This is a genomic window from Chryseobacterium sp. HR92 (assembly GCF_045689405.1).
Taxonomy (GTDB): Bacteria; Bacteroidota; Bacteroidia; order Flavobacteriales; family Weeksellaceae; genus Chryseobacterium; species Chryseobacterium viscerum_A.
The window spans coordinates 4,865,548-4,883,519 of the sequence record NZ_CP139139.1 but is presented as its reverse complement, the minus strand read 5'-3'; the positions used below and the strand labels follow the sequence as shown (position 1 = coordinate 4,883,519).

Here is a 17,972-nt window from a genome sequence, read left to right as displayed (position 1 = left end):
TAACAAATTTAGAATAATTTGACTATAAAAATTAAAATGAATCATCAAATAAGCTATTTTTGTTCTTATTTGATGAAAACTATGACCAGAAAACTTATTGTATTGGGATGCTTCCTATTTTCAATCATGGGAACAGCCCAGATTTATAAACCGATAGATACCGCAGATTATATACAGAGAAAAGCATTTTTAAAGAATTTTGAAGGGAATAATGAAGCGACTGTAAAGAGGTTAAAATCTCAGTATTCCGGGAAAACGGGCTCTGAATTATCCAAAATCTATAAAGAATTCGGAACTGATTTTCAAAAGCAGGTGAAGAATAAGGATTTTATCTTTAAATCTGAATTTGAAATCAGCATACAGTCTGTGATCCAGCGTCTTAAAAAGAATAATCCTACAATCCCTCAGGACCTGAAAATTCTGATCGCAAAAGACAATACTCCCAATGCTTACTGCCTTGCTGACGGAACTTTTGTAATCAATATGGGGCTTTACAGCTGGCTCAATAATGAAGAGCAGATTGCAGCTGTGATTTCCCATGAATTGGGGCATAAAATAGAAGAACATTCCCTGAAGACCTTTTTAAAAATTATCCAACAGGATAAATTGGATAAAATTGTGGTTGAAAATATAAAATCAACCACTACAAGCCGCAGCCAGAGCCAGAATCAGAAAGCTTTCGATATCTTTAAAAATACAGTGTATAAAAAAGGTGTGGAAAAGAGGCAAAGCGAAATGCAGGCAGATTCTTTGGGATATGTTATTTTTAAAAACAGTGATTTTAAGAAAACAGAATTTGTAAATGCGCTTCAAAGACTGCAGGATTTTGATACTATTTCACCAAGAGAGCTGAAGATGGAAACGTATAAAAAGCTTTTTAACCTTCCAAAGCAGGCCTTTAATGAAAAATGGATGAAGAAGGAAGATTTTTCACTGTACAATTATAATTTTTACAGAGAAAAGCTGAACAAAGATTCCCTTGCATCACACCCGGAAGTGTCCAGAAGAATTGAAATGCTAAAAAAAACATTTACAGAACTTAAAAGCCCAATGGCTCCGGAAAAACCTTCGGATCTATTTGTAACATTAAAGAAAACAGCAAGAATGGAAATTTTGCCCAACTATTTCCACTCGGAAGACTATGGACAGGGAATTTATGCAGCTATGCAGTTTCTGCAGGATGAAGAAGAAGAAAAATATTATAAAAGCTGGCTGGGAAGATGCTTTTCCAAAATATATGAAGCTAGAAAAAACTATAATCTGAACCGGTATCTGGATCGTATAGAACCCAAAAATCAGAGTGAAAGTTACCAGCAGTTTCTGAACTTTATGTGGAACTTAAGTTTGGATGAAATAAAAAATATTGCAGACTTTTATCAGACAAATGAAACTATAGCAAAAGCAAACTGATTTTAATAGAAACGGGCTTTAGCCAAAACTTAAAAAAGAAGAATCCTGATACAGATCAGGATTCTTTTTTGTATTAGTAATTCAATTTCTCCAAACGGATCTTATTGAATTTTTCTTTCTCATTATACTCACGAAGTAGGATATAGCCTTCTTTTCCTACATATGGCGTGACTGCATAATTATCTTTTTCAGAAATAGGAATAATCTCCTGTTTGAATTTTCCATCAATAATGGTATTGATGAACAAATTCCATCTTTTCTGCTTTGTTACTTCATCTTTCTGATAGTCGCGGTAGAAAAATACTACGTCTTTTCCACCGTTGAGGTATTGCGAAAAGAGATAATCGCTGTTTACCCATTTTGATTTTTCTTTTTCAAAAACCTGTACATTTTTCACTTTGAAATCTTTATCTGTGTAGATGTAAACAAGGTCTGTTGTTTTGGGGGCGTTATATTGTCCTGCAGGTTTATATTTTTCAGATAATATTCCTACGCTTCCGTCATTCATAAAATACATATCCTTAGTCTGAAGCATATATCCGTTTTCCACCATGCCATTTTTATTCACTTTTGGAAGGAAGGCTGAGATATTCGGTTCATAATTGATTGTTTTGGTATCTGCAGTAAAGTTTTTTTTGTCTACCATCATTCTTGCAAATCCCACTGACTCAGAATCATCATAGTTTCTTCCCAGCAGAACCACTTTATCATCAAAATCTTTATCATTATCAATCTTTCTGTAATTGGAGTAGAAGGATTCAATATTGTCTATGGTATCATCAGATAACCCGGTTACCGGTTTGTTGGAAGTCTCTTTTCCGGTTTTCATATCAAGAACAAGAAGACTGAATGTTTTCTGTTTTTCATTCACTTTCTTCATGATGCAGTACATATAATTCTCATCTCTTTCCAGCACAGACAGGGTGGTGTAGATTTTCTTGCTTCCGTCAGTATTGTATTTATATCTCCAAACCTCCTTTTTGTTTTCATCGAACTTCATAAGGCTGTTGTTATTTTCATACTTTCCGTAATCTTTATACTCTACAGCAAAGTAACCACCTTCTTTCAGCTCCCCTACGGCAGAAACATAGTTGTATCCTTTATCTTTCTTTTCCTCACGATTTTCCTTACGCTGTTCTTTCCAGCTCTTCGGCTCGTTGATTTCTTTGAAAGTGCCGTTTTCCAGATAGTCATAATATATTTTTCTGGTAATAGAGTTTGTTTTAGGGTCAATCACCATAGAAACAGGAGTGAATACTTCTCTGCTTTTGACCAGAGAATAATCCATCATGGAAGGTTTTAAGATAATCTGTCCTTTAAAATCAACATATCCTAAATAAGATGCAGCAGTGATATCTCCTTCAAACTCTTTATTGGCAACAGGGTTGAGATTTTTGTCCAGGATTACATACTCAAACTTTTTGGTTTTATCACCGGATTTTCCGTAAGAATATAGAGAAACGTAACCGTAAAGGTTGTCTTTATCATCGAATAAAGCATTCATTCCCACATGATCCCCAGCGGCAAGTGTTGTCAGATCCTGGGTTTGGGAAAATGCAAATGTCTGGATGAGTCCAAACATGATCAGAGTTATTTTTTTCATGGTTAAAATTTGAGGGATAAATGTAATAAATTAACCCATATGTTGCGAAAAATAAAAAAGCCCCGAGATCGGGGCTTTTCAACTATATTTTAGAAAGTAAATTTCTGAAGTTCGTTTTCTCATCAATGATTCTTCTCAACTCTGAAACAGGAACTCTTTCCTGCTGCATCGTGTCTCTGTCTCTGATGGTTACTGTGTGCTCAGTCAGAGAGTCATGGTCAATGGTGATACAGTATGGAGTACCAATGGCATCCTGTCTTCTGTAACGTTTTCCAATAGCATCTTTCTCCTCGTAGAATAAGTTGAAGTCATATTTCAGGTCATTGAAGATTTTTTCTGCATATTCTGCTAAACCGTCTTTCTTCATCAATGGAAGAATAGCCGCTTTAATTGGCGCTAATGCCGGAGGTAAAGATAAAACCGTTCTTTCTGAACCGTCTTCTAATACTTCATCTTTTAAGCAGTGAGAGAATATAGAAAGGAATAATCTGTCTAAACCTACTGAAGTTTCCACTACATAAGGAACATAGTTTTCGTTTCTTTCTGGATCAAAGAACTGAAGCTTTCTTCCTGAGAATTCTTCATGAGCCTTTAAGTCGAAATCTGTTCTTGAGTGAATACCTTCCAGTTCTTTAAATCCGAATGGGAAGTTAAACTCAATATCAGCAGCAGCATTCGCGTAGTGAGCCAATTTCTCATGATCATGGAATCTGTAGTTATCATCTCCTAAACCTAAAGCTCTGTGCCAGTTCAGACGTTTTTGTTTCCACTGCTCATAGAATTCAAGTTCGGTTCCCGGAGCAACGAAGAACTGCATTTCCATCTGTTCAAATTCACGCATTCTGAAGATAAACTGTCTTGCAACAATCTCATTTCTAAATGCCTTACCAATCTGTGCAATACCGAAAGGAAGCTTATGACGTGAAGTTTTTTGTACATTCAGGAAGTTAACGAAGATTCCCTGAGCCGTTTCAGGTCTCAGATAAAGATCCATCGCACTGTCTGCAGAAGCCCCCAGTTTTGTTCCGAACATCAGGTTGAACTGTCTTACCTCTGTCCAGTTTTTAGAACCTGTATCAGGATCTGCAATCTCAAGCTCTTCAATCAAAGCTTTTACATCAGCAAGGTCTTCATTTTCCAGAGATTTTGCCAGTCTTGAAAGAATAGCCTCTCTTTTTGCTCTGTATTCCAGAATTTTTGGATTCGTAGCAACAAACTGATCCTTATCGAAAGCATCCCCGAATCTTTTTGCTGCTTTTTCGATTTCCTTGTTCTCTTTATCTTCAATTTTAGCACAATAGTCTTCCACCAAAACGTCTGCTCTGAAACGTTTCTTAGAATCTTTATTATCAATCAATGGATCATTGAAAGCGTCTACGTGGCCTGATGCCTTCCATGTTGTTGGGTGCATCAAAATTGCCGAATCAATACCCACAATATTCTCGTTAAGCTGTACCATAGCCTTCCACCAGTATTGTTTGATATTATTTTTAAGTTCGGCCCCGTTCTGTCCATAATCATAAACAGCGGATAAACCATCATAGATCTCACTTGATGGGAAAATAAAACCATATTCTTTAGCGTGAGAAATCACTTTCTTGAAAACATCTTCTTGCTTTGCCATAATTTTTTTAAACGTCTGAAATGCAAAAATAGCAATTTGGATCCAAAATCATGAGATTCAATAAAAAAAGCATTCATAAACAGGCAAATATTTACAATTTAATTTTTAAGGAGCCGGGAACCCGCTTTTCACTCTATCTTTTGCTTTGCAAAAGGATGCCGTTACAATCAGGGCTATATCAGTCGAAAATTTCTACTTTTGCATCATGTTAGAAATTCTTTATCGTGACGAGCATATTATTGCCATCAACAAACCCAGCGGATTACTGGTTCATAAATCTTTCTATGCGGGAGAAGCCGATGCCTACGCTATTCAGGAGCTGAAGAAACAGATTGGGCAAAAAGTGTATCCCGTACACCGGTTAGACCGAAAAACTTCGGGTGTTCTGTTGTTTACCTTAGATAAAGATACCCTTAGAATCATGAGCGAACAGTTTGCATCACGCGAAGTGGAGAAGAAATATCTGGCCATTCTTCGTGGCTGGGCAAAAGAAGAGGAAACAATTGACTATGATTTGGTTAATGAAAATGAAGTTAAACAAAATGCTGTTACTTACTATCGCCGTTTGCAGACTTCGGAAATAGATCTACCTTTTTTAAAACATCAGACTTCGAGATATTGTTTAGTGGAAGCTATTCCTGAAACGGGCAGATTTCACCAGTTGAGAAAACATTTTAAACATATCCTGCATCCTATTTTAGGCTGCAGAAAACACGGTTGTAATAAACAAAATAAATTGTGGCTTCAAACATTTGAGATCAGCAAAATGACGCTTCATGCACATCAATTGATTTTTAATCATCCTATTTCTAACGAAAGAATTACCGTAAATGCTACTATAGATGATGAATTTAAAAGAGTAGGAGATATTCTGAAATTGGATCTGAGTGCATACTCTTCATTAAAACTTTAAGATTTTAAATATAAATACCCTTGTCAAGGTTTAAAACCTTGACAAAGATGATGGAGGTATTTCTCTGTTTCTATTGCTTTAACGCAATGTTCGCAAAGTTTAATTAATGATTTTTATTTCCGATCGCAAAGGCACTTCGTTCAGCAAGGCTGATAGCGCGTACTTCGCTTAGTGAAACGCCCTTGCGAACAAAATGTTTTCAGGATTGTCATACTTCTTTGCGATGGTAGCGTTAAAAAAATCTCACTGATTTTAGAAATTTACAGTTGTTGATTATCTTATAGATACTATATATCAGACATTTTGATAAAATATCATACATCAATCGAGCATTAATTTTAAAATGAGTAATTTTGTAAAACTTTTTTTCAATGTACAAATCGCTCATTCGTCCGATTCTTTTCAAATTTGATCCTGAAGATGTTCATCACTTTACATTTTCAATGCTTAAGAATTTTGGATTTTTCACTAAATTATTTTTCCCAAAACCTGTTGAAGACAAACGTCTGGAAAGAGAAGTTTTCGGATTGAAATTTAAAAATCCTGTAGGACTGGCTGCCGGTTTCGATAAAAATGCAGTTTTGTTTAACGAATTGGGAGACTTAGGTTTCGGATTTGTAGAAATCGGGACGGTAACCCCAAGAGCTCAGGCTGGAAATCCCAGAAAAAGATTGTTCCGTTTGATAGAAGATAGCGGGATTATCAACAGAATGGGATTCAACAACGACGGTCTGGAAGCAGCTATTGAAAAACTGAAATCCAACAAAGGAAAAATAATCATCGGTGGAAACATCGGAAAAAATACAGATACAAGCCCGGAAAATTATACCCAGGATTATCTGGATTGTTTCGAAGGTCTTCATCCTCATGTAGATTACTTTGTACTGAATGTGAGCTGCCCGAATGTAGGAAGCCACGCCAAACTTGAAGATGTAGAATATCTGAGAGAGCTGATTACTGAAGTAAAGAAAATAAACCAATCAAAATCCGTACAGAAACCTATACTCCTGAAAATTGCACCGGATCTTAATAACAATCAATTAGATGAAATCATTGAACTGATTGCTGAAACAAAAATTGATGGTATTGTAGTATCCAATACTTCAGTGAACAGAGAAGGTCTGAAAACCTCTCCGGAAGTTTTAGAACAGATCGGAAACGGAGGATTAAGCGGAAAACCAATCCGTGAAAGAAGTACAAAAATGATCAAATATCTTTCCGATAAAAGTAACAGAGCATTCCCGATCATTGGAGTGGGAGGAATACATTCTGCAAAAGATGCTATGGAGAAGCTAGATGCAGGAGCTACACTGGTTCAGCTGTATACAGGCTTTATTTATGAAGGTCCGGAACTGATCAACGAAATCAATCAGGAACTTCTGAAAAGAGCAAGCAGATTACCAAGATAAAAATACAAAGAGAGTTTACACAGCTCTCTTTTTTATTTTGATTTTACAATGGAAGCATTTTTCAGATCCACAGTAAATGTATACGCGGGAGAAGAGTAAGATTTACTTACTTTATATTGTATTGTTTCCTTGTCCTTTGATTTCGTTTTCTTAGTATCATAAATGTTTTCCCAGCAGCTTTCGGTCAGGAATTCTTCATAATTTTTATAATTCCAGTCTTTTGTAAAATAAAGAACTCTGTAACCTTTTTCACCATCACTGGCTCCACATTGTCCGCAGGCATTAAAATTTGAAGTCTGTTCAAAATAGAGCAGAACCCTGTTTCCATTTTCTCCTGAAGAATAGGAAACCAGTTCATTTCCTCCGGCTTTATTAATGAAATCAAATGTATTGATCTTTTTATTATTGGGTAGAAACAGATAATTATTGAGACGGTAGATCATTGCGTTACCGGTGAATAATTGTACAGGCATATTTTTTTTACCCTGATAAAAATGACCAAGAATAGGGTTATTTTTCATACTGATTTTTTCCAATATAATATACTCCTGGGGAGCTAGTTTTTGTACCGTTTCATTCGTTTTTTCTACTTTTTGGAGGGAAGTGATCTGCTCTTTTAGAATTCTGGAATTTTGTTTCTGCTTAGCCCCGAAATTATATAAAGACAAATCACCATAATAATCATATATTCCGGTGAGCGGAATTTTCTTTTTGTATTTATCATAATAATACCATCCGTCAACATAATGCTGATACTGGTCACAATCTACCACTCCTGTGTAGTTGAGCTGCATGGTGATAGGTATTCCTCCAATCTCTCCGGTGAAAATCTGTGAAGAATCAGTTACTTTCTTTAATTCAACTTTTTGACTGAGAAAAAATGTGAGACTTAAAGAAAATAATAAAGTAAATATTTTTTTCATGGTTGGCTGTCTTAGTTTTTTAGAGGAAGAAATGGGCGATGGTGTAGATAATAAGCCCTACCAAACCGCCGACCAGTGTTCCGTTGACCCGGATAAACTGAAGATCTTTTCCTACTTCCAGCTCCAGTTTTTCACTGAGCTCTTTTCCCTGCCAGTTCCCAACGGTAGTACTGATGAGGTTCCCGAATTGATGGGTGTTTTTCAGGATATATTTATAAGCCGTCACCCGAACCCAATGGTCAATTTTGTTCTGCAGGTTTTCATCTGTCTTTAAGTTTTGTGCAAACTCATTCAGGTTTTTAGAAAGGTAATTTTTCAAAGCGGAATGTTCTTCCTGGAGTTCTTTCATCAATGTGTTTTTGATGGAAACCCAGATGTCATTGGAATATTCATCCAGTTTGTCATTTTTCAGAAGTCCGTTTTTGATGGTTTTAAATTCTTCATCCCATTTCGGATCTTCTTTCAGGTCAACGGAGAATTCATGAATTTTCTGCGTAATCAATCCTCTTACTTCATGCTGAGGATCTTCTTCTATTTCTTTGAAAAAATCAGAAAGTCCGTCGGCAATTTTATCCGCAATTTTATTATCTACAAAAGATGGAATGAATGAATAACTGCCTTTCTTTACTCGTTCCTGGATCATTTCATCATTTTCAATAATATATTCCTTGATCTGTTTTGAAAGGTTGGTGATGATTCTCTGATGATCATTTTTTTCCAGAATATAACCTATTCCGTTTCCAACTACTTTATTAAGTTTAATATCATCCGTCATTTCAGACACCTTTTTGCTGATAAACTGGCTTACTGTGGAATCATCCAGTTTATTAAGAATATCAAGTACAATATCTGAAAGGTTTTTAATCAAAATTTCCTGACTCTTTTCTTTTGCCAGCCATTCTCCTACAAAATTGGAAACTTTCAGCTTCTGGATGTAAGGACGTATATTCTGAGGAGAAAGAAAATTACCCACTACAAAATTTCCAAGGTTGTCTCCCAGTCTTTGTTTACTGTTTTCAATAAGATTGGTATGGGGAATTGGAAGCCCGAGCGGATGACGGAATAATGCTGTTACAGCAAACCAGTCTGCAAGGGCACCTACCATCGCCGCTTCAGCAAAGGCCCGAACATAACCGATCCAATGAGAGCTGTTAGACTTCTGTAAAATAGTGGTAACAATGAAAATAACGGCCATCAGAACAAATAATCCTGTGGCAAATGCTTTATATTTTCTCAGTTGTTTTCTTTTTGCTTCGTCATTCATATTCTCAAATTTACTAAATTTGGTTATGAAACCGTTTAATCTTAATAAAAGCTTTTAGACCTCAAAACTTTTGCGGTTAAAGAATGAAATTTACGATGAGATTTTTAGTTTCAATCACCCTATTATTTTTTCTGCAGGCTTGTACGCAGAAATACGAACCTATTAAAACCTCCTCTATGGAAAATACAGAAGCAAAAAACAATCCATACTATTCCAGAACTGATACTGCAAAACTTAATATTTCCAATGATGAATGGAGAAAAATACTGGCTCCTGACTTGTATGCAATTGCCAGAGAAGCAGCAACAGAAAGAGCTTTTACCGGAAAATATAATGAATTTGATGAGATAGGAGAATATTATTGTGCGGTGTGCGGAAACCACTTGTTCCGCTCTACATCAAAATTTTCCAGCAGTTGCGGCTGGCCTAGTTTCTTTGAAGCTGATAAAGAAGGAGTCTATTATGTAAGAGATCAGTCTTATGGAATGGATCGTGTAGAGGTGCTTTGCAAAAGATGTGATTCCCATCTGGGACACGTTTTTGATGATGGTCCGAAACCTACAGGATTGAGATACTGTATGAATTCTGTAAGCCTGGAATTTGTAGCGGATACTCAAAAATAAGACTTTTAATTCACAGAATCAGGACGTTAAAGTTTCTTAAATAGCGTTAAACTTTTTAGAGTTATAACCCCTTGGTAATTATGTTTTTATAATTTTGCCCCACTAATTTGGATTTATACAGTATTGAATGAAAGGATTTTATAGCGTATTAGGCCTTGTTTACATGGTGACGACTTCATTCTACATTTCCCCAAGAGTAGCGGCGAAAAGTGAGAATGTAAAAACAACGAAAACTGAAAAAGTAGCTGAAACGAAATCTGAGAAGGGCGCAACTACCGTGTCTTCATCAGAAGCATTGTACCAATCTATTGCATTTGACCCGGAACATGAACTTAATTATGAAGTGTTCTCCAAAGCATTGACTGGCTATGAAAATTTAAAAAAAGCAGGATTGCTTACCCAAGACTCACATTTATTGACTATCTGCGATTTTTCTATGTCTTCCAACACAAAAAGACTTTGGATCATTGATCTGGAAGATAAAAAAGTTCTGTTCAACTCATTAGTGGCACACGGAAAAAATACCGGCGAAGAATTTGCGACGAATTTTTCAAACAAGGAAAGTTCGCTGCAGAGCAGTCTGGGATTTTATATCACGGATGCAACATATCAGGGTGATAACGGATATTCTCTGAAGTTATTGGGAATGGATAAGGGCTTTAATGATGCTGCATACAGAAGAGCAATTGTAATGCATGGTGCGGATTATGTAAGTGATGCATTTGCTTCGATGCACAAAAGAATTGGAAGAAGCTGGGGATGCCCTGCCGTCCCAAGAGAACTGACGCAGTCTATAATCAATACGATTAAAGGAAAAAATTGTCTGTTCATCTATTATCCTGATCAGAATTATCTTTCTTCTTCAGAATGGTTGAAAGCATAAAAAAACCGGCTGCCTCACTTTTGAGACAGCCGGTTTTTTTTAAGGCTGTGTACAACCGGTTCCGATGAGTGGGGTATAAGTGGTTTGAGATTGAGTGGTGTGAAATTTAAAATAACATCCATTATAATAAACACCTTCCATATATCCCTGCTGCTGATAATTGCTGGCATGCGATATGTCAAGATCTACCACTTTGTTTTGATACAAAAGGGTAATCTTATTGTCAAGTATTGTATGGCCAATAAAAGCCCGTTCAGCTCCTAAAGAGGTAAGTATAGAATTTACCTGCGTCTGTGTAAGCTCCTGCTTTGCCATGCCACGATACCAATATAATCCGGTAGTGCTGTTTGTGGCAGCCTTACAATCTGAAGAAGTACAGATTTTGTTTATGACCGGGTTTACATAAGTATTGAGTGTGGTAACAGACTGGTTAAGCGCTGCCACTTCAGGACTTATCCCTGCGTGTAGAAACAAGGTATTCCCGGCACGTTCAATCATATTTTTGCTGCGGAGCCATTGGCCCAGTTCACTGTCTGCATCGTATAATGTAGTAAGTGTTTCACCTAATACAGGTGCGTTGGTTTTATATTTGTCGTGTACATATTTAAAATTACCGGTTAAATTCATAATATCATGATTTCCCAACACAAAATGTACTTTTCCTCCTGCTGTTGCTGCTTCCTGTTCCAGTTTATAAATAAGCCAGAGACATTGTGATACATATTGTCCACGGTCGAAAACATCACCCATTATATATAAATGGCTGTTGCCATAGCTCCAGTTATAATTTGAATCAATAATGCCAGCTTTACGCAGCATCAGGATAAAACCCATGATACCTCCTTCAATATCAGACGTTGCAAAATATTTAGCGGGTAAAGTAGAATATTCGGCCTGCTCACGATTCGTCAATTGAGGCTGCAGACTTACTGGGAAAGAATTTCCGTCAGGTAGTTGTACCGTTAAAGCAACCTGGCTTCGTGTAGAGAATGTCTGAGTTGTAAAGCCCTGTGCCCGGTCAATGCTTTTTACAATATAGCTGTTGTTTCGTATAAATACATAAGGGCCGTCAGGGTCTTGCTGGGAACTTTCACTTATCTTACAGTCAAATGATACATAGCTGCTGTCTGCATTTTGGTTGTGTACTTCTATTGCAATAACGTTATCCCCTGTTTTAAAATAAGAAGATGCAATTTTATAATCAAAGAAATTGTTTTCTTGTGCTGTAGGTACGAATGTACTTGTACCTGTGTTGTATGCAATAGGACCGGTTTGCGGAAGGAGTGCTGTCCGTAAAACCTCAACTCCATTCACGTATACAACGGCTCCATCATCATGGATCATAGATAACGTCAGCAATCCCGGAAGTGCACTGGCGTCTGTAATATTAATATGTTTCCTGAAATAATAAGTGATATGCCCTGATTGTAATACAGTAGCTTCATCGCCGTCACCGAAACCGAACTGTCCGGAACCGGTTGTCCAGCTGGTGTCGTTAAAATTAGTGCCACGCCATGCGGTACCTTGATCTGATCCGTTGTCAAGGTACTTCCAACTGGAATTTGGCAATAATAGCTGACCTTCAGAATCTAAATTCATTTGGTTTGTTGTAGTCCCATCTGAAGTTTCAGATGTTGTGTTTAAAATAGTATTCTTGCAACTGCTTAGCAGAAAGAATATCATCAAAATACCATAAATTTTTTTTTCCATGTTTAATAAATTGATTTGATGTTATAAACTATGATATTTCTAAACCTTATATATCTGTGGATAAAATTTGTATAAGCTTTAGAAATTGATAATAGTTTTTTTGAAAATAAAAATAATACAATGGAACTGTAAAATAGGAATTAAGTAAAAAATAACTATAATTGAGTATAAGTCGATAATTATTAAACAATATAGTTGAATTTCATGTAATGTTATAACTGTATACTGATTTGATCTTATCAAATGCGGGACGAATTCCGTTGTGTTTTTTGAAAATAAAGTAAAATAAATGAGGTGTCGTAGAGTTTGAAAAGGATTCAAATTCATTAAAAAGAAATATGGAAGAATTGGATTCTCAAAAATTTGTAAAAAATTATTAAGAAAAATCCCTGTACCATACAGTACAGGGACTTAGCATAATATCATTTAAATTCTAACTGAATTTCTTGAAAATTAATGTAGCATTATGCCCTCCAAACCCAAAAGCATTACTTAAAGCATAGGTAATCTCTTTTTCTTTTGCTTCTCCAAAAACAATATTGATATCCTGCGGAATATTCTCATCTATAGAATGAAGATTGATGGTTGGCGGAATAATTCCGTTTTGAATAGCTTTAATAGAAAGAATTGCTTCAACAGCTCCGGCAGCTCCCAACAGGTGGCCTGTCATGGATTTAGTTGCACTGATGTCAAGATTTTTACTTCCTTTAAACAATTTATTAATCCCATTCAGCTCAACAAGATCTCCAAGAGGAGTAGAGGTTGCGTGAGGATTAATATAATCAATATCATCTACATTGATCTCTGCTTCGTTAAGAGCAAGCTGCATTGCTTTGATTGCTCCAACACCGTCAGGATGAGGTGCTGTCATATGATAGGCATCTGCTGTCATTGCTGCACCTACCAATTCTGCGTAGATTTTTGCTCCTCTTGCTTTGGCGTGCTCATATTCTTCCAGAATTAGAGTTCCTGAACCTTCACCCATTACAAAACCATCTCTTTCTGCATCGTAAGGACGACTGGCTGTTGCAAAGTCGTCATTTCTTGTAGACATGGCTTTCATAATGGAAAATCCTCCTATTGAAGCCGGAGAAATAGCCGCTTCAGAACCGCCGCTCACAATTACTTTTGCTTTTCCAAGACGGATATAGTTGAAGGCATCCATCAATGCCGTATTTCCTGTTGCACACGCTGAAACCGTTGTGTAATTGATTCCCTGAAGACCATATTTCATGGAAATCATTCCCGAAGCCATATTGGCAATGAATTTCGGTACAAAAAAAGGGTTGAATCTTGGCGTTCCGTCTCCAGCCGCGAAATTCATAACCTCACTTTCGAAAGTCCACATTCCACCTTGTCCTGTTCCCCAGATAACACCTATATCAAACGGATCCATATTTTCCAGTTCAAGCCCGGAATCTTTTAATGCCTCCGCAGTGGAGTACATTGCATATTGTGAAAATAAATCACTTCTTTTGATTTCGTTGTGTGTCAAATGAACCTTTGGATCAAAGTTTTTAACCTCACAAGCAAAGTGTACTTTAAACTTTTCTGTGTCAAAATGGGTGATTTTGTTTGCTCCACTCACTCCATTGATACTGTTTTGCCAAAATTCTTCGACATTATTTCCCAAAGGCGTCACTGCGCCAAGACCTGTAATGACAACTCTCTTCATATTTAGTTATTGATTTTGAATAAATTAGAGGTTCCTCTTGCGATTAATCGTGTTTTGTCTGCGTTCCATATCTCGCATTGTGCGTTTACGAATTGCTTACCTCTTTTAATGATTTTAGTTTCAGCTACAATATTATCATTTTCTTTTGCAGTTGAAAAATAATCAATGACATTATTTATAGTGGTAATGAAAGAATTTTCATTTAAAGAAAACATAGTGGCACCGATGACATCATCTATAATGGCTGCAGTAACTCCACCATGAAGATTTCCGATTGGGTTCAGCCATTCCGGTCTTATGGTATATTGAAATTCCAGTTGTCCTTCTTCTACGGAAAGAACAATAGGATTGAGCCATTTCATAAAAGGTGATGGTGACTGGTCAAATTCTTTTCCTATGAATTGTTGTAATTGTGCTAATCTATCCATATTTGAGTTTTTTACTTTTCTAAAATCATGGTTACTCCCTGTCCACGCGCAGCACAAATGGATATAAACCCTTTTCCGCTGCCTTTTTCATGAAGTAATTTGGCCAGTGTTGCGATAATTCTACCTCCTGTTGCTGCGAATGGATGAGCTGCTGCAAGGCTTCCTCCTTTTACATTCAGTTTGCTTCTGTCTATTTTTCCGAGGGCTTTTTCCAATCCGAATTTTTGCGCAAGCTCATCATTTTCCCAGATTTTTATGGTGGCTAAAACCTGTGCAGCAAATGCTTCATGAATTTCATAATAATCGAAGTCTGATAAACTCATACCTGCTTTTTTCAGCATTCTCTCTGCGGCAAAAACTGGTGCCAGAAGTAAGTCCTGTTTATTTTCTACATATTCTATTCCTGCAAGTTCTGAAAAACTGATATATGCTAAAACGGGAAGGTTGTTGGCTTTTGCCCATTCTTCACTGGCCAGTAAAAGCGCTGAAGCTCCATCGGTAAATGGTGTTGAATTTCCTGCTGTCAAAGTTCCGTTCTGTTTATCAAAAGCAGGTTTTAACTGGGATAATTTTTCAATACTGCTGTCACGTCTTAAGCTATTGTCTTTATCTAAACCAAAAGCGGGAGTCATCATATCATCAAAAAATCCTTCATCATAAGCTTTTGCCATATTCTGATGACTTTTCAAAGCTAATTGATCCTGTTCCTCTCTTGATATCTTGTAATATTTTGCTGTAATTTCTGTGTGTTCTCCCATTACCAGACCTGTTTTAGGTTCCTGTCCTTTGTATGGAATAGGCATCCAGTCTTTCAGTCTTGGGCTTAGCAATTGTTTTAATTTTCCAAATGCCGATTTCTCTTTATTGGCCTTTAACAGGGCTTTTCTTAATCTTGGTGAAGACTCGAACGGGATGTTGCTCATTGCTTCCACTCCGCATGCAATACCACATTCTATCTGGCCTAACGCAATTTTATTTCCTATATAAATAGCTGCTTCAATGCCTGTGTCACATGCCTGCTGAAGATCACATGCAGGAGTTGCTGGATCAAGAGTCGTATTCATAACGGCTTCTCTAATGAGGTTACTTTCTGAAATATGCTTAATCACTGCACCGCCGGCAACTTCTCCGAGTCTTTTTCCCTTAAGGTGATAACGATCTATCAGCCCATTCAGAGAGGCGAGTAGTAGATCCTGGTTCCCCTGCTCTGAATAAGCAGTATTCATTCTGGCAAAAGGAATTCTGTTGTATCCTACAATAGCCACTTTTTTTGTTTCCATATTGTATAATTTATGATGGAAGAATATTGAGTTCATGATCAATCATGTGGGTGATTTTATCTAATGCATGGTTTAGAAAGCTTTGATCACCCATTGTTTTTGAGAGCAGAATTCCGCCTTCAATGAGCATGATGAATAGGGATGCATATTGCTCAGCATTGATTTTTTTATCAATTTCACCATTATTTTGTCCTTCAGCAATTGCGCCTGAAATTTTAGTCATCCATTGTTCGAAGGACCTTTTAACCTGAGTTTTTAATGCAGGAAAAGAATCATCAGCTTCTGTTGCAGCATTCATTAATGGGCATCCGCCGTTGGAAAAGACAAACTTCCAGTTTTTCCGGTAAAAATCTACAAAAGCATGAAGCTTATCCAGGGCTTTAGGATATTCATCACTAAAAGAGCGACTAAGGGTTTTGCCCAGTAATCCTGCGTTATATTTATAAACTTCGATTGCTACTTCATCTTTGTTTTCAAAATTTCCATAGATACTGCCTTTTGTCAGTCCGGTTGCCTGTGTAATGTCGGACAGCGATGTGGAAATATAACCCTTCGTATTAAAAAGAGTTGCTGTTTTCTCGATGATATGCTGTTTTGTTTTTTCTGCCTTCGACATTATAAATGTTTAAATACTATGCAAATATACAAAAATATACCACTCGGTATATTTTATTTGAAAAGTTTAGATTGTAAAATAGTTTGATCTTTAATTTTTGGCTAAAGCCAATAGGTTTGTTTTTAAAATAGAAAAACGGGCCAAAGCCCGTTCCTATTGATATAAATGTTTTGAATCTTAATTTTCTAAAGTAGCATTCAATGTAATTTCAAAGTTGAATGCTGCGCTTACAGGGCATCCTTCTTCAGCAATCTTCGCAAATTTCTGGAATTCTTTTTCTGAGATTCCCGGAACTTTAGCCGTTAAAGTCAGTTCAGATTTTGTAATCTTTCCGATGTTTGGGTCAAGAGTGATTACAGAAGTTGTTTTTAATTCTTCAGGGTTGTAGCCTGCCTGTGATAATTCTGCATCCAGTTTCATAGTAAAGCATCCTGCATGAGCTGCGGCCAATAATTCTTCAGGGTTTGTCCCTACACCATCCGCAAAACGGCTGTTGAAAGAATATTGAGTCTGATTTAAAGTTGTACTTTGAGTAGTTAAGTGTCCTTTTCCTTCTTTGATGGTACCGTTCCAAACGGCTGTTGCGTTACGTCTCATAATGTTTGTTTTTGTATTTAATGTTGTTTGATTTTGATGTTACAAAGGTATGTCGGTGATGGGGTGTTTTCAATAGATAAAAAGACTTAAATATTGTACTTTTTTCCCGACGAATAATTTTTCTTGAAATTAGAAGGTGTACTTCCTGTTTTATGGGTGAAAAGCCGGTTGAAATAGGCCGGATCTTCATAGCCGAGATTGTAGGCAATTTCTTTCACAGGTTTATCTGTATAAAAAAGTAGCCTTTTTGCTTCTAATAAAATTCTGTTGATGATAAATTGATTGGGAGAATCCAGGTTTAAGTTTTTAAATTTATGAGTTAAGGTTTTCGGAGCTATGTGAAGCAGTTCAGCATACTCTGCTACATGATGCTTTTCTCTGAAATGAATTTCCAGGTGTCTGCTGAAATCTCTGAAAATATCAAGTTCACTGCCTGGTATTCTGAGGGTGTCATTATCTAAATTTTGTTTCTTCCATTTTCGGGTAGCCCGGATGATGATCTGTTTTACATAGGTTCTGATCATGTCTTCCGCAGACGAATCTTTCCATTCAAGCTCATCTTTAATATTCTGAAACAGACCTTTTATAAGAGTCGTTTCGGAAGGGTCAAGCTCTACGAAAGGAATTTCAAATACATTATGAAAGAGAAGTCCATCGCAGGCTACTTCCTTATCATGAATCTGAATGCAGTAAAAATCACGGTTGTAGAAAAGAAGAATAGATTCATCTTTACCTTTTTGGATGCTTAGGTGTTGATTGGTCAGAAAAAACAGTGAAGGTTTCTTGGTTTTATAATGATTAAAGTCTACCGTAAGCTCGTATCCTGAAGGAATGAAAAATACTTTGATATCAGTTCTGAAATGATTTCCATTGAAGTTCTCCAGGTTTTCTTCTGAAAATATTTCCAGTCCGAGTCTTTTATAGTGATCTTCAAAAATAAGCTGTTGCGGCATACTTTAACTTTAGTTTAAAGATACAAAAAAGCATGATTTTGACTCTATTAAATTATTGAAA

General features: G+C 36.6%; 16 protein-coding genes. 5 read left to right on the top strand and 11 right to left on the bottom strand.

Going from position 1 to position 17,972, the window contains the following annotated elements:
- Window positions 1-81 precede the first annotated feature (81 nt).
- Complete coding sequence (locus SFA27_RS22070; protein WP_407294939.1) at window positions 82-1,410, top strand: M48 family metalloprotease; 1,329 nt, start codon at window positions 82-84, stop codon at window positions 1,408-1,410.
- A gap of 73 nt (window positions 1,411-1,483) precedes the next feature.
- Here the strand turns inward: SFA27_RS22070 and SFA27_RS22065 are convergent, their stop codons facing one another.
- Together SFA27_RS22065 and SFA27_RS22060 are read right to left on the bottom strand one after the other, a co-directional pair.
- A complete protein-coding gene (locus SFA27_RS22065; RefSeq protein WP_264518880.1) occupies window positions 1,484-3,013 on the bottom strand; it encodes a hypothetical protein in 1,530 nt (509 codons plus the stop codon).
- 82 nt (window positions 3,014-3,095) lie between these two features.
- Window positions 3,096-4,637 (bottom strand): glycine--tRNA ligase, encoded by a 1,542-nt coding sequence (locus SFA27_RS22060; protein WP_407294936.1) that lies wholly within the window; start codon window positions 4,635-4,637, stop codon window positions 3,096-3,098.
- Between the two features lie 205 nt (window positions 4,638-4,842).
- Between SFA27_RS22060 and SFA27_RS22055 the strand changes: the two genes are divergently transcribed.
- Both SFA27_RS22055 and SFA27_RS22050 read left to right on the top strand, forming a co-directional pair.
- Complete coding sequence (locus SFA27_RS22055; protein WP_407294933.1) at window positions 4,843-5,550, top strand: pseudouridine synthase; 708 nt, start codon at window positions 4,843-4,845, stop codon at window positions 5,548-5,550.
- A gap of 371 nt (window positions 5,551-5,921) precedes the next feature.
- Window positions 5,922-6,959, top strand: a complete 1,038-nt coding sequence (locus SFA27_RS22050) for a quinone-dependent dihydroorotate dehydrogenase (RefSeq protein WP_407294931.1) — start codon at window positions 5,922-5,924, stop codon at window positions 6,957-6,959.
- 32 nt (window positions 6,960-6,991) lie between these two features.
- On the opposite strand, the gene SFA27_RS22045 is transcribed toward SFA27_RS22050, so the two are convergent.
- Both SFA27_RS22045 and SFA27_RS22040 read right to left on the bottom strand, forming a co-directional pair.
- A complete protein-coding gene (locus SFA27_RS22045; protein ID WP_407294929.1) occupies window positions 6,992-7,882 on the bottom strand; it encodes a hypothetical protein in 891 nt (296 codons plus the stop codon).
- A 19-nt stretch (window positions 7,883-7,901) separates the two neighbouring features.
- The gene (locus SFA27_RS22040) at window positions 7,902-9,146 is read right to left on the bottom strand and encodes a DUF445 domain-containing protein (protein ID WP_407294927.1); all 1,245 of its coding nucleotides are present in this window, start codon (window positions 9,144-9,146) and stop codon (window positions 7,902-7,904) included.
- Between the two features lie 95 nt (window positions 9,147-9,241).
- Here SFA27_RS22040 and msrB point away from each other — a divergent pair, with 95 nt between their 5' ends.
- On the top strand, window positions 9,242-9,769 hold the full coding sequence (msrB, locus tag SFA27_RS22035) for a peptide-methionine (R)-S-oxide reductase MsrB (protein WP_407298187.1): 528 nt from the start codon (window positions 9,242-9,244) through the stop codon (window positions 9,767-9,769).
- Window positions 9,770-9,896: 127 nt separating this feature from the next.
- Window positions 9,897-10,652 (top strand): murein L,D-transpeptidase catalytic domain family protein, encoded by a 756-nt coding sequence (locus tag SFA27_RS22030; RefSeq protein WP_047376285.1) that lies wholly within the window; start codon window positions 9,897-9,899, stop codon window positions 10,650-10,652.
- Window positions 10,653-10,691: 39 nt separating this feature from the next.
- Here the strand turns inward: SFA27_RS22030 and SFA27_RS22025 are convergent, their stop codons facing one another.
- From SFA27_RS22025 to SFA27_RS21995, 7 genes are all read right to left on the bottom strand, one after another.
- The gene (locus SFA27_RS22025; RefSeq protein WP_407294924.1) at window positions 10,692-12,362 is read right to left on the bottom strand and encodes a metallophosphoesterase; all 1,671 of its coding nucleotides are present in this window, start codon (window positions 12,360-12,362) and stop codon (window positions 10,692-10,694) included.
- A gap of 433 nt (window positions 12,363-12,795) precedes the next feature.
- A complete protein-coding gene (fabF, locus tag SFA27_RS22020; RefSeq protein ID WP_407294921.1) occupies window positions 12,796-14,037 on the bottom strand; it encodes a beta-ketoacyl-ACP synthase II in 1,242 nt (413 codons plus the stop codon).
- Between the two features lie 2 nt (window positions 14,038-14,039).
- Window positions 14,040-14,465 (bottom strand): PaaI family thioesterase, encoded by a 426-nt coding sequence (locus SFA27_RS22015; protein ID WP_264518872.1) that lies wholly within the window; start codon window positions 14,463-14,465, stop codon window positions 14,040-14,042.
- 11 nt (window positions 14,466-14,476) lie between these two features.
- Window positions 14,477-15,745: an acetyl-CoA C-acetyltransferase gene (locus SFA27_RS22010; protein ID WP_407294918.1), complete on the bottom strand. Its 1,269-nt coding sequence runs from the start codon at window positions 15,743-15,745 to the stop codon at window positions 14,477-14,479.
- 10 nt (window positions 15,746-15,755) lie between these two features.
- Entirely contained in the window at window positions 15,756-16,361 is a 606-nt protein-coding gene (locus SFA27_RS22005) for a TetR/AcrR family transcriptional regulator (RefSeq protein ID WP_407294916.1), read from the bottom strand.
- 177 nt (window positions 16,362-16,538) lie between these two features.
- Entirely contained in the window at window positions 16,539-16,958 is a 420-nt protein-coding gene (locus tag SFA27_RS22000) for an OsmC family protein (protein WP_407294915.1), read from the bottom strand.
- A gap of 86 nt (window positions 16,959-17,044) precedes the next feature.
- A complete protein-coding gene (locus SFA27_RS21995; protein WP_407294913.1) occupies window positions 17,045-17,911 on the bottom strand; it encodes a helix-turn-helix domain-containing protein in 867 nt (288 codons plus the stop codon).
- Window positions 17,912-17,972 lie beyond the last annotated feature (61 nt).

What these genes read in the sequence shown, in the direction of transcription:
- SFA27_RS22070 (WP_407294939.1), top strand. Translation starts at nt 82, where the DNA reads ATGACCAGAAAACTTATTGTATTGGGATGCTTCCTATTTTCAATCATG.
- SFA27_RS22065 (WP_264518880.1), bottom strand. Translation starts at nt 3,013, where the DNA reads ATGAAAAAAATAACTCTGATCATGTTTGGACTCATCCAGACATTTGCA.
- SFA27_RS22060 (WP_407294936.1), bottom strand. Translation starts at nt 4,637, where the DNA reads ATGGCAAAGCAAGAAGATGTTTTCAAGAAAGTGATTTCTCACGCTAAA.
- SFA27_RS22055 (WP_407294933.1), top strand. Translation starts at nt 4,843, where the DNA reads ATGTTAGAAATTCTTTATCGTGACGAGCATATTATTGCCATCAACAAA.
- SFA27_RS22050 (WP_407294931.1), top strand. Translation starts at nt 5,922, where the DNA reads ATGTACAAATCGCTCATTCGTCCGATTCTTTTCAAATTTGATCCTGAA.
- SFA27_RS22045 (WP_407294929.1), bottom strand. Translation starts at nt 7,882, where the DNA reads ATGAAAAAAATATTTACTTTATTATTTTCTTTAAGTCTCACATTTTTT.
- SFA27_RS22040 (WP_407294927.1), bottom strand. Translation starts at nt 9,146, where the DNA reads ATGAATGACGAAGCAAAAAGAAAACAACTGAGAAAATATAAAGCATTT.
- msrB (WP_407298187.1), top strand. Translation starts at nt 9,242, where the DNA reads ATGAGATTTTTAGTTTCAATCACCCTATTATTTTTTCTGCAGGCTTGT.
- SFA27_RS22030 (WP_047376285.1), top strand. Translation starts at nt 9,897, where the DNA reads ATGAAAGGATTTTATAGCGTATTAGGCCTTGTTTACATGGTGACGACT.
- SFA27_RS22025 (WP_407294924.1), bottom strand. Translation starts at nt 12,362, where the DNA reads ATGGAAAAAAAAATTTATGGTATTTTGATGATATTCTTTCTGCTAAGC.
- fabF (WP_407294921.1), bottom strand. Translation starts at nt 14,037, where the DNA reads ATGAAGAGAGTTGTCATTACAGGTCTTGGCGCAGTGACGCCTTTGGGA.
- SFA27_RS22015 (WP_264518872.1), bottom strand. Translation starts at nt 14,465, where the DNA reads ATGGATAGATTAGCACAATTACAACAATTCATAGGAAAAGAATTTGAC.
- SFA27_RS22010 (WP_407294918.1), bottom strand. Translation starts at nt 15,745, where the DNA reads ATGGAAACAAAAAAAGTGGCTATTGTAGGATACAACAGAATTCCTTTT.
- SFA27_RS22005 (WP_407294916.1), bottom strand. Translation starts at nt 16,361, where the DNA reads ATGTCGAAGGCAGAAAAAACAAAACAGCATATCATCGAGAAAACAGCA.
- SFA27_RS22000 (WP_407294915.1), bottom strand. Translation starts at nt 16,958, where the DNA reads ATGAGACGTAACGCAACAGCCGTTTGGAACGGTACCATCAAAGAAGGA.
- SFA27_RS21995 (WP_407294913.1), bottom strand. Translation starts at nt 17,911, where the DNA reads ATGCCGCAACAGCTTATTTTTGAAGATCACTATAAAAGACTCGGACTG.